General features: G+C 47.6%; 7 protein-coding genes. 4 read left to right on the top strand and 3 right to left on the bottom strand.

Annotated features, from left to right (window positions below; translation table 11 throughout):
- Positions 1–6: 6 nt before the first annotated feature.
- From LZG72_RS11420 to LZG72_RS11410, 3 genes are all read right to left on the bottom strand, one after another.
- Positions 7–3,048 (bottom strand): TonB-dependent receptor, encoded by a 3,042-nt coding sequence (locus tag LZG72_RS11420; RefSeq protein WP_233871764.1) that lies wholly within the window; start codon positions 3,046–3,048, stop codon positions 7–9.
- Positions 3,049–3,286: 238 nt separating this feature from the next.
- On the bottom strand, positions 3,287–4,249 hold the full coding sequence (locus LZG72_RS11415) for a 2-hydroxyacid dehydrogenase (protein WP_233871761.1): 963 nt from the start codon (positions 4,247–4,249) through the stop codon (positions 3,287–3,289).
- Between the two features lie 200 nt (positions 4,250–4,449).
- Positions 4,450–5,319 (bottom strand): AraC family transcriptional regulator, encoded by an 870-nt coding sequence (locus tag LZG72_RS11410; protein WP_233871758.1) that lies wholly within the window; start codon positions 5,317–5,319, stop codon positions 4,450–4,452.
- Between the two features lie 223 nt (positions 5,320–5,542).
- Here LZG72_RS11410 and LZG72_RS11405 point away from each other — a divergent pair, with 223 nt between their 5' ends.
- From LZG72_RS11405 to LZG72_RS11390, 4 genes are all read left to right on the top strand, one after another.
- Positions 5,543–6,118, top strand: a complete 576-nt coding sequence (locus LZG72_RS11405) for an RNA polymerase sigma factor (protein WP_233871755.1) — start codon at positions 5,543–5,545, stop codon at positions 6,116–6,118.
- Between the two features lie 153 nt (positions 6,119–6,271).
- Entirely contained in the window at positions 6,272–7,342 is a 1,071-nt protein-coding gene (locus tag LZG72_RS11400) for a FecR family protein (RefSeq protein WP_233871752.1), read from the top strand.
- A gap of 238 nt (positions 7,343–7,580) precedes the next feature.
- Positions 7,581–10,811: a TonB-dependent receptor gene (locus LZG72_RS11395; protein ID WP_233871749.1), complete on the top strand. Its 3,231-nt coding sequence runs from the start codon at positions 7,581–7,583 to the stop codon at positions 10,809–10,811.
- Between the two features lie 11 nt (positions 10,812–10,822).
- On the top strand, positions 10,823–12,277 hold the full coding sequence (locus LZG72_RS11390) for a RagB/SusD family nutrient uptake outer membrane protein (RefSeq protein ID WP_233871746.1): 1,455 nt from the start codon (positions 10,823–10,825) through the stop codon (positions 12,275–12,277).
- Positions 12,278–12,319 lie beyond the last annotated feature (42 nt).

The following is a 12,319-nucleotide window of genomic DNA, read 5'->3' as shown; positions in this document are numbered from 1 at the left end:
GTGGATTTAAAATTTCAAGTTTACGCCCAGCATGTAAGTAGATACCTGCGGAATCATCCCGATATCAACTCCTTGTGTCCGGATGTCCCCGGCTTTCGCGTTTACTTCGGGATCGTATCCCAGGTATTTCGTAATGGTAAACAGGTTCTGAGCACTGAAATAGACACGCAGACGCTGGATGTTGAGCGGTTTAGTGAGCTTTTCAGGAAAGCTGTAGCCGATATTCAGGTTGTTCAATCTGAGATAGCTGGCGTCTTCGAGATACTTGGACGAAAACTGGTTATCGCGTGCATCGGTAGAAGTGGAAACTTTATGCTCCGTGGTGATCTGGCCGGGCTCACTCCACGCATCCACACGTTCTTTCCGCGCTCCATCGTAGGCAAAACCCCGGCTCGCCAAAAAGCGCATTTGGTTGAACATCGTGTTTCCATACACAAAACTGAACTGAAGACTGAGGTCGAAATTTTTCCAGGATGCCTGCGTATTGAACCCGCCGAAGAATTTAGGGTGCGGCGAGCCGATGAGCTGCCTGTCGTTCGCATCTATTTTTCCATCCCCATTAAAATCCTCATACTTCAAAGAACCGCCCACCGGCGCTTGTCCCATGATGCTGGCCACATGCGCCTTTGCACTTTCGTCGGTCGGGTAAACTTCCCCCGTCCAGCGTAAACCATAGAATTGCCCGATAGGTAGCTGCTCCTGGGTCATAAATGTCGCATTCACCGTATAGTAAACATCCGTTGCCGTAGTTACCAGGATAGGCGCCCCGTTTGGCAATTGATTTACCTTATTTTTATTGAATGAAATGTTCGCGCCGGCCGACCAGTTCAGATCTCCTTTTCTGATAATGTCGCCATTCAATGCCAGTTCAAGACCCGTATTTTGAATTTCTCCCAAATTGGTCCAGTAAGAACTGAATCCCGTGTATTGCGGCAATGGCATACTGAACAGAAGTCCGTTGGTTACCTTTTTGTATAAATCGGCACTGAAATTCACCCGGTTGTCAAATAACCCCAGATCTAATCCTGCGTCGGTTTGGTCGGTGGATTCCCAGCTCAGGTCCGCAGACGGAATCCCGCCGATCCTCACTCCGGACTGACCATTGTAGTTGGCGCCGGTCGTATAAGTGCCCTGCGCTACGTAATTCCCGATATTCTGATTGCCGGTTCGTCCGATGCTGGCCCTGAGCTTAAGTTCGGAGATCTGCTTTACATTCTGCAAAAAGCCTTCCTCATTCACACGCCAGGCCACGGATGCAGCCGGAAAGTAGGCGTACCGGTTGTTACTTCCGAACCGCGAGGAGCCATCCCGGCGCATGCTTACACTGGCAATGTATTTGCCCCCGTAAGTCATGTTCAAACGGCTGAATATGGAAGTAAGTCCCCATCCGCTTTTGTAGCTGTAAGCCGTCTCCCGCAATACCGACGCATTCATGGTTTCGATGATATCACTCGGTCCGCCACTCGCTTTTGCGTTAAAATTGAAGGCCTGCGATTCCTGCATACTGTACCCCAGGATACCGTTGAAATTGATCTTGCTGGTGCGTAATGCGTAGGAAAGTACATTTTCACTGAGCCAGGTAACCCCTTTGTTCGCGAATGCGCTGGATGGGCGGGTAGCTCCGCCAAGGATGGTGGATGGGAAGAAACTGTCACCGGTGGTGTTGAAAAAATCCGCCGCCCAGGTGCTATTGAATTCCAGGTTTTTCAGGATCTTTAATTTGACATACGCGGACCCTATACCCGCGGTCTGATAGTCTTTGCCCCTGTATTCCAGTGCAGCTGCCACCACATTCGGTCTTTCACGGTTCGCATAAGATCCATCGGGTTCATATACCGGCTCGTAAGCCATTTTTCGCTGCATGTTGGCCATGATGGATGCTTCGCTGTCCCCCTCGGGGATCTTGTCGGTAATAGAATAATTACCTCTGAAAGACCCTCCGAATGTGAGGTATTTTGTCAGATCGAAATCCATTGAGAACTTTCCTGCGATCCGCTGATAACCGTTGGAAATGACGACACCTTCCTGATTATAGTAACCGATGTTGGTAGAAAAGCGCGTTCGCTCGGTGCCACCGCTCGCACTGAAATCATAGCTTTGTACCGGTGCGGTCCTGAATATTTCGTCCTGCCAATCAATGTCATAACCGGCCTCATGGTCAGCCACGGCGGTCGCGCGGACGGTGACAGGTGTGGCGGGGTTCAGGCGATTGTAATTTTTCACACCTTTCTGAACATACTCCCATTGCTCCTGGGCGTTCATCATCGGCATTTTTTTATAGACACGCTGCAATCCGTAATAAGCGTCAAATGACATTTCGGTGCGGCCTTTTTTTCCACGTCTGGTTGTGATCAAGATTACGCCATTGGCTGCGCGTGAACCATAAATGGCCGACGACGATGCATCTTTCAGGACTTCAATGCTTTCAATGTCATTCGGATTGACGCCAAGAATGTTGCCTGTCGGTACACCGTCCACCACATATAACGGGTCGTTTCCACCGCTCGAAAGCGATGACGCTCCCCGTATACGCACAGTCACTGCCGAGCCCGGCGCGCCGCTATTTGAGGTAACCTGAACACCCGTGCTTTTCCCGACAAGCAACGCGGCGGGCGAGGCAAGCGGCTGGCTGCGAAGCATTTCGCCGTCCACTTTGGAAATGGCGCTGCTCAGGTCCTTTTTTTCAAGAGTACCATAACCAATTACGACCACCTCGTCCAGCGCCTTTGAGTCAGCCTTTAATGTCACGTCGAGGACCGACTGGTTGTTTACGGCTACCTGCTGGGAGGTCATTCCGGTAAATGAAAAAACGAGAGTGGCATTCGCCGGGACATTTCCGAGGGTATATTTTCCGCTCACATCGGTTGTTGTGCCTGAAAAAGTGTTCTGCAAAACGATACTGACACCCGGAAGTGCCTCGCCTTTCTCGTCCGTTACCTTTCCGGAAACGGTTGATTGTCCGTACACAGTGCCGCTCCAAAAACAAGCGGCCCCAAACAGGAATAAAATCCTGGACAGTGCTTTCAGATGTTGTAAATTGATTTTCATTACAGTCTTGGGTTAGTTAATTCTTGCAAGTAAATTTTGAGTTGGAATTTTCGTGATCGGGGGTGGAAATAGAGAAATTATTGTAGTTCAAAAATGACTATTAAAGTCATCCGTTCTGAATAAAAATTTGTCTATTGCTGATGTTTTTTTGTCTTTTTAGGAGAATTGCAATGGGCTTTATGATAATATCGACACAGGGCGCCCGTCATTGTGATCGGAGCGACCGGACTCTGAACTATCAGATCTGGTTGAGCGCATTGACGGGTTTGTTCCCTGCGAGCACTGCCATTACATTGGCTACCGCCATTTGATAGCAGGCGATCCTTCCCGCGCGCGTGCCTCCCGCCACGTGCGGCGACAGCAGTACATTAGGCATGGAAATCAATGGTTCCGGAACCTGCGGCTCGTTAAAAAATACATCCAGCACCGCGCCACCCAGGTGCCCCGTGGTGAGGAAACGCACGAGGTCCGGTTCGCTCACTACTTTGCCTCTGGATGTGTTCACGAAAATGGCCCCCGGTTTCATTGCCGCGAATTCGGCTGCGCCGATCATCTCGTGGGTTTCGGTAGAATGGGGTACATGCACCGACACCACATCAGCACGGGATAACAGCTCCGAAAGCGGTGTCCATTCATATTCAGGTGTGCTTTTCGACTGGTTGTAATAAATGACGTTCATGCCCAGGCAAGAGCCGAGCCGCGCGAGCGATTTACCAATATTCCCCATGCCGATGAGGCCCAGTGTCTTGTTTCTCAGTCCGTCGCCGTCCCACCTGCCCGGCTGGAAAGAGTTCCATTCGCCACTTCTCACAAACCGGTCGGCTTCCAGTAACCTCCTGATAATGATGATAATGCCGCCGATCGCATACTCAGCCACGGGATAGTCGAAATGCCCCGGTGTATTGCTTGCCCAAACGCCCCGCCTGGTCATCTGATCCAGGTCCAGGTTATCTACGCCAATGGAAACGTTGGCGACAATTTTTAATGCTGCGCCTGCTGAAAGCAATTCCTCATCCACTTTGAGTTCGGCCTGATTGATGATGGCCGACATTCGGCCTACCAATTTCATTACTTCCGCTCTCGGCATGAGGTCGTGGGGATGCCCGTCCCACTGGTGTACCTCCGCCACTTCCCCCAGGGATTTGATCACCGCGTGGGGAAACTTTCCGGTGATCAGTACCTCCGGTTTATGTTGTATCATAAAAAATTTTTAGCCCGTGAAATTGATTTTTAACTACAGAAACTGAAACAGTTCATAAAGCTCTTTGTTTGGACGGGTTCATGCTAGTAACAAATTGCCTATTACTTGTGCTAATTTGCCGCTCGCTGGGAAACAGAAAGTCACCGGTCCGAAATGCTGTGCGTTCCGTAACTGGATAGGAAATGACATCGGGCGGGCCGCTACTTTTTTCCTTCGAAGTTTAAAATAAATTGACGGGGAGTCAGATTCTTTATCTTTTTAAACTGCTTGTTGAAATTGGAGAGATTTTCAAAACCACTTTCATAGGCGATCTGCGAAATGTTGTAGTCTTCCTGCAGCAGGAGCTTGCAGGCGTAACCGATCCGGATGTCGTTTACATATTGAATGAAAGACTTGTTTGTTCTCTGTTTAAAAAACCGGCAGAAAGAAGTTGTGGTCATATGTACTTCACAGGCAATCTCTTCTACGGAGATCTGGTCCCTGAAATGGTCCATGACATACTTGTAAATCTTGTTCATCCTGTGATTTTGTCCTTCATCAATGGAGTTGACAAATATCAGGCTTGACAATAGTTCAATCTCCTCGCAGGAGACGATGTTGTTAAATATCGAAAACAATAAGCTGATCCGTTCCAGCCCCTTTGTGTTCAACAGCTGCATTAACTTGTCTTTAACAATGCTTTTTGTTTTTGCATCGTTGATCTGAATACCTCTGACGGACTGTTCGAGCAGGTGATTTACCGCCGCAGCTTCCGGGATCTTGTAGAATTCTGCTCCGGGGAAATTTTTGTTAAAATGCACCGCAAATGTCTGCGAATGAAAATCCGGGTTTTCCTTGCTATCGCTCCGCCATTCATGAGGAAGGTTCGGTCCGATCATGATCAGCGTATCTTGCTTATAGTTAAGAACCTGATCGCCAATGAATAACACGCCACTTCCCTTGTTGACGTAGGTGATCTCGCACTCCGGATGATAGTGCCACGGATTGTGAAGGTACGGGCCAGCGTTCTCCCATGATTTAAAAGAATCATCTGGCGGCGTAGCGACATGTCTCATTAAAACCGGCTTCATACTATTCTCATTCAAATTGCAAATAAAGGGTTTTGCCTGAATTATTCAATAAAATATTCAATTGTTCATAGGACATGTCCCGCAGCCGTAAAAAGGATCGTGTTTTATCTTCATTCATCCGTGCAAAATTGGATAAACACTTTGAGTCTCACATAACATATTATATGCTATCTTTACTATTAACCGATCATAAGTGGGGTTTATTGAGTTAAATAGCGTTTCTATGCTAGAAAAAGAGCTTTTAGCGGAATTAATTACTGGAGACAAGAATGCCTTTACGAATCTGTATTTTTCGTATAGTGGGCAGGTATACTCGAAAATTTTGCGCCTGACCAAATGTGAAGAAACGTCCCGGGAAATTCTGCAAGAGCTATTTTTGAAGGTTTGGGAAAAACGTACGCAGATCGATCCGGAAAAGCCATTCAAGGCATACCTGTTTACAATTGCCCAAAATCTGATGTACGATCATTTCCGGAAAGTAGCCAGGGATAAAGTTCTGGTAGACAGCCTGGTATCCTCTGCCGCGATGTATTACCGTGCCGAAGAAAGCGAGGTGTTCGAAGAGAGACTGGAATGCATTAAAAAGGCCATCGAACAATTGCCACCTGCCCGCAAGCAGGTATTTAAACTGTCCAAAATAGAAGGAAAAAGCTACGAAGAGATCGCGTCGCTCCTGGAAATATCGCATTCTACGATCAGTGACCACATTGTGAAGGCAAACCGTGCGATCAAAAAATACCTGCAAGCGCATGGCGACGTGGCAGTGTCGCTCCTTATCTGGCTTTTGACGGACCTTTAAAATCCCGCCCACTCTGAAACCGCGTTAATCCAAACAAAATTAAGTGCGGCTTCTTTCCATTTAAAAGAAATTTAATTTTTTTTTCACATTAGAGCAGAGGATAATATTTCCCCGGACGTATTACACCCAGAATCTTAACTGATGTGAACCGCTTTGGAAAACAACGAACATATTAAAGTACTATTCGAACGTTACCTGGCTGACGAATGCACACCCGATCAGATACGCGAATTGATCGCGCATTTCAATGTGTCGGAGAATAACGATACGTTGCGAAACCTGATCGCCATGCATTTTGAATCACCTGAATTGAACCATGAATCGACGCCCGGTGCTGTTCAGGAAGTGTACAGTAGGATTTTAGACAAAGTCAATTTCGGGGAAGAGGTAGATTCCGCTCCGAAACTTGGCTATTTGTTGCCACTTTGGTCGCGTATTGCCGCGGTCTGGATCTTGCTGGCGGTAAGTTGCGGGATAACGGTTTACTTTTTTATCCGCTCAATGGACAACTCCATTTCCAAAACCACAGCATTCGGCTCGTCGGTGAAAATGCAAACGGAGGTTACCGGCATAGGTGAGAGGAAAAAGGTTACACTGGAAGACGGCTCGGTCGTGTGGCTGAATGCCAAAAGCAAACTGACCTATCCTGCTTCGTTTGAGAAAACCAGCCGGGAAGTAAGGCTGGAAGGTGAAGCTTATTTCGAAGTTTTCCGGGATGTTCAGAGGCCGTTTACCGTTGAATCCGGACAGGTAAAGACGAAAGTACTCGGGACCAGCTTTAATATCCAGGCATATGATGCCGATCCGGCCGTTGCGGTGACGGTATTGACAGGGAAAGTTCAGGTTAATACGTCAGAATCAGCCATTCAGATCGTACGGAACCAGCAGGTGAAGTATCTGAACGGAAATATTTACAAAGAAGCGGATATCGATGCGGAGGCTCAGATTGCCTGGCAAAACGGAAAATTACAGTTCAGGAATCTGCTCCTTTCGGATGTGATCAAAACACTCGAACGAAATTACCCGGTCGAAATTACCTACAATACCAGTTCGAGCGATTGTCACGTACATGCGGATTTTGATGCGGAAACACCCATAGAAAATGTAATGGAGATGCTGGCGGTTTCGCTGGGAGGAGAGGTTATAAAGCTCGGAAACGCACAGTATAAGCTGGACGGGAGCTGTAAAAATATCCGTACCAATACGAACGATGTAGAAGAGTAAAACGAAGTTGTAAGTAAATATCTAAACCCCAAGCCTATGAAGAGAACCCAGAGACAGCAAAAATCCCCGGAAATGATCCCGGGGAGCCAGTAAAATGAAAGTTTAAGCTTGTATGCGAACCGCAGCCTTCGAACTCTAACGGTCGCTACAAAAACACATTTCCTATCACTTTAATGTTATCAAAATTATGAAAAAATCTCTCCCAAGGGGTGAAGTAGTTCATTATATTCTAATGACAATGAAATACAGCGCTTTTTTTTACATACTCATTTGCTCGATCTGCTCGGTGTCATTTGCAGAGAAATCTTATGCGCAGAACCTCAACAAAATGGTGACGATCCATCTCAGGAACGTTACACTCAGCGAAGCCCTGGACAAACTTTCCTCTACTGCGGATGTGAAATTCGTATTTGTGGGCAGTGCGCAGGATTCGAAGAAAGTAGAGCTGAAAGCCAATCGTCAGAAACTGGGCGAAGTACTCTCAAAATTGCTCTACCCTTATGGTCTGTCGTACGTTACCATGAAGAACAGCATCGTGATCACGACAACTGATTTCAAAGCCAATCCGATCCCGGTGAAACCGGTTGTGCCCATTAAAAATGTGCTGCGTATATCGGGTAAGGTTATCGATGAAAAAGGCGAACCGCTACCCGGCGTGAACATTGTTTTGAAAGGGACAAGCCAGGGTTCCAATACGGGCGTGGACGGATCGTATGCCATGGAAGTTCCCGATGCCCAAAGTGTGCTGATTTTCAGTTTTGTAGGTTATGAAAGCCAGGAAATTTCGGTGGGGAATTCCACGGTGATCAATGTTTCATTAAAAGCGGATACCAAAGCGTTGAACGAGATAGTGGTGATTGGGTATTCTTCCAAGCAATTATCCCAGCTTTCAAGCTCGGTTTCCGTCGTGACGGGCAAGCAGCTTAATGACGTCACTTCCAACAATCCGATCAGTCTGCTGCAGGGAAAGGCACCGGGTGTGATCGTTTCCAATTCCTCCGGCGACCCAAATGCCGCGAGCAGCATTGTAGTGCGTGGTTCGAGCTCCATTACAGCCGGTTCGGCGCCGCTGATGGTCGTGGACGGGATTATCGGTGGAAATGCAAATCCGAATGACATCGAATCGGTAACCATTTTGAAAGACGCTGCCGCCACTGGTTTGTATGGCTCCCGCGCCGCGAACGGGGTTATTATCATCACGACAAAAGCTGGTAAAACAGGAAAAACGCGCATTGATTTTAATGCATCTGCCGGTTTCAACAACGTTACCACGGGTAATTTCAAGGTGATGAATTCGCAGCAGCTGTATGATTACGAAAAAAGCTTTTACCCGACAGACCGTTTTAACAATGAGATCCCGGCCAGTGTAGTATCCCAAAATACCAACTGGCAGGACCTTGCATTCCGGACAGGCACTACCCAAAACTACGTGCTGTCGCTTTCGGGAGGTTCTGAAAAAACCAAGTTCTACATCTCCGGAAATTACTATAATGAGCAGGGAACGCTGCATTATAACGATGCAAAACGGTACAATGTCAGAGCGAATATCACCCAGAAAATCAACGATCGGTTGAAGCTGAACTTCAAGGTCAATGCAAGGTTCAGCAACCAGGGTTCCGACCGCGCTGGGCTGGATGGTGCATTATACGGCGCTTATAACAACATGCCGTGGGATAATCCTTACAATGCGGACGGTTTTGTCAACAAAGGAACCGATGGCGGCTGGTACGGAAGAGAGCAGGAAAACTTTTTGCACGGCTCGCAGTACAATTTGAATCAGGCCAATGCATACGGCCTCGATGGGGACCTTAACCTGGATTATACGATCCTTCCCAATCTTACATTTTCGTCTTACAACCGGGTGAGTACTTCCAGTTCCAAAAGTGAATTGTACTACGATATCCGCGCAAAAGCAGGAAAAGGGCTGGGGCGTCTGACCAACGGATTCGTGAGCAGCCTTTCCATGATCACTTCCAACCGCCTGCATTATGATAAGAATTTTGGCAAACACGAAATCAGTGCCTTAGCTGTTTTAGAAGGAGAGAAGAACAAAATTGAGAGCGATGGCGTCACCGGGGAAGGTTTTGCGCCTGGCCTGCACGTGATGAACACTGCCTCACGGATCCTTTCTGCGACAGGAAGTATCAATGAAAGCTCGTTTATCAAAGGTCTTGTTCAGCTGGATTACAACTACGACAACCGGTATTTTCTGGTTGGATCTTATATCAATGAATCTTCGTCACGGTTCGGGTCTAACAACCGTTCCGGAAATTTTTATACACTGGGCGCTTCGTGGGTGTTGAGTAATGAAGGTTTCATGAAGGACTTTGTACCATTCGATCTGCTTAAACTCCGCGCGAGTTACGGGGTAACCGGAAATGCAGAGATCGGAAATTACCAATCGTTTGGCCTTTACAGTTTTGCGACTCAATACGCAGGCAACTCGGGCGCATTTCCCTACCAAATGGATAACCCGGACCTTACCTGGGAAAAAGCAAAAAGCCTGAACTTCGGATTGGATATCAGCCTCTACAAAAGACTGATGCTGAATATTGATGCATATAATAAAACGACTGACGGATTGCTGCTGAATGTGGAATTGCCTTACACCAGCGGCTTTGGATCGGTGATCCGGAATGTGGGTGCGATCAGGAACAGAGGTTTGGAGCTGAACCTGAACAGCGTGAACCTGGATGGCGAGTTCCGTTGGGAAACTAATTTTAATATCGCATTCAACCGGAGCAAAGTCCTCACGCTCGACCAGGGCAAAGATATCAGATCGGGTAACCTGCTCATCAGCGAAGGCGAGGAGCTGTATACCTGGAACATGCGGAAATGGATGGGCGTAGATCCGGCCACGGGCGATCCATTATGGGAACAAGTTTCCAAAGGTGCGAATGGCGAAGAGATCAGGACTACTACGAATTCTTACGCCAGTGCAACCCAGCAGAATGTAGGTTCCGCATCCCCGGATTTTACCGGCGGTATGAGCAATACCTGGAGTTATAAAGGATTTACATTATCCGCGTTTTTCAACTACGTGAGCGGGAATAAAGTTTATCACAATTCACGGGCATTATTCGACTCGGACGGTGCTTATTACACCTATAACAGCATGGTCCTGGCCGACGGATGGAACCGCTGGGAGAAGCCCGGCGACATTGCTACGCATCCGAAACCGGTTTTCGGGGGTAATAAAAATTCCAATCAGGCTTCATCGAGATACCTGGAAGACGGAAGTTACATCCGGTTGAGAAACATCAATTTTTCTTACCAGTTACCGGATCATCTGGCAAGAAAGATCAAGTCGGAGAATGTGAGGGTATTCGTGAGCGCGGATAACCTGGTGACGTTTACCAAATTTTCAGGTATGGATCCCGAAGTAGTGCTTGGGCCTTCCGGTGGGACTTCCAGCATCAAATATCCCATCAGTAAGAAAGTATTGTTCGGAATTAATATCGGCTTCTAAAAAGGGAAATCATGAAATCAACTATCATTTATAAAAATATACTTTTTGCATTGCTGATCTTAACGGCTTCCTGCGATAACGAACTGCAGCCCTACGACGGTAAATCCAATGAAGTGGTACTTGCCACTCCGGCTGATATTCAGATCGCTACCTATGGCAACTACGCCATGCTGGTGACCGAAAATTATACCAGGAACTTCCTCACCCTGAACGAATGGTCGGGAGATAATGTCGTGCAAAGTGGGGCGGATGGGGACCAGGCTTCGCTGGGAGCATCCTACCTGCATATTCCGGCGATGTATCCCACCACCAATTTCTGGTCGCAGTCGTACAAACTCATTTATTCCACAAACCTGATCATCAATAAGATAGCCGATGGAGAATCGGTAGAGCTGGATCAGCTGAAAGGAGAAAACCTTTATCTGAGGGCAATGGCCCATTTCAATCTGGTACGGCTCTTTGGTCGCCCGTATCCACAGAATAAAGGTGAAAATCCGGGTGTTCCGATTGTTTTGGGGACTGAGGAAGAATTGTATCCCGCACGAAATTCCGTAAAAGAGGTTTACGCCGCAGTCATTGCCGATCTGCTGAAAGCAGCGAGCCTGATGACCGAACAGAAAAACGCAAATTTTGCTTCAAAAGAGGTGGTTGACGCGCTGTTGTCCCGCATCTATTTGTACATGGAAGACAATGAAAATGCTATTTTGTATGCCAACAAAGTGATCGACTCGAAACGTTACCAGCTGGCTTCCACGGAGATGTATAAAAAGTCGCCGACACTGGTACCGGAAAGCAATCCTGAAACCATTTTCAATTTCAGACATACCCTGGCGGATAATAAAGACAAAAATGCAGTCGGCTCTTTGTACTACAACGATCCCGAAACGCTTTCGACAGGGTGGGGAGAATACTATACTTCCGTAGCTCTGTGGGATCTTTTACATGAAAATCCTCAGGATGCGCGGATCAGCTTTATTACGCCGCTTTATCTCGACGGAAAGCTTCAGTACCGGGGTACTTCGCCGGTGTATTTTATCAATAAATTCAACTGGCAGGAAGGGATCGCTAACCTGGCTTCTCCCGTTTACCTGCGTCTGGCCGAAATGTACCTCAACCGGGCGGAAGCATATGCGAAAACAGGTCAGAATCAGCTGGCTATTGATGATGTAAATCTCATCCGGACCCGGGCAGGACTTTCCGGTGCCGCACTTTATACGGTTGGCGCGCTCAAAGGCCGTGGCAGTGTGTTGAATGTGGTTTTGGAAGAACGTCGTTTGGAGCTTGCTTATGAGGGCCACCGTTCGGGTGATTTGTTCAGGAATAACCTTCCGCTGGTGAGGGCATATCCGGGCTTGCACGGTACCGATAACTTCCATTTCAGAGTGGAGCCGACTGCGCCACGCGTCGTGTATTACATCCCTGAACGTGAAGTAAACATCAATCGCAACCTGATTCAGAATCCCTGATATTCAGGCTCCGTTCTGACATTATAATTCGCTCAGTATTAA

Source organism: Dyadobacter sp. CY323 (assembly GCF_021390245.1).
Classification (GTDB): Bacteria; Bacteroidota; Bacteroidia; order Cytophagales; family Spirosomataceae; genus Dyadobacter.
Note: the sequence above shows the minus strand (reverse complement) of the source record. Positions and strands in the feature narration are given on the sequence as shown.

Coding starts and splice junctions, on each gene's coding strand:
- LZG72_RS11390 (WP_233871746.1), top strand. CDS start 10,823: ATGAAATCAACTATCATTTATAAAAATATACTTTTTGCATTGCTGATC.
- LZG72_RS11410 (WP_233871758.1), bottom strand. CDS start 5,319: ATGAAGCCGGTTTTAATGAGACATGTCGCTACGCCGCCAGATGATTCT.
- LZG72_RS11415 (WP_233871761.1), bottom strand. CDS start 4,249: ATGATACAACATAAACCGGAGGTACTGATCACCGGAAAGTTTCCCCAC.
- LZG72_RS11420 (WP_233871764.1), bottom strand. CDS start 3,048: ATGAAAATCAATTTACAACATCTGAAAGCACTGTCCAGGATTTTATTC.
- LZG72_RS11405 (WP_233871755.1), top strand. CDS start 5,543: ATGCTAGAAAAAGAGCTTTTAGCGGAATTAATTACTGGAGACAAGAAT.
- LZG72_RS11395 (WP_233871749.1), top strand. CDS start 7,581: ATGAAATACAGCGCTTTTTTTTACATACTCATTTGCTCGATCTGCTCG.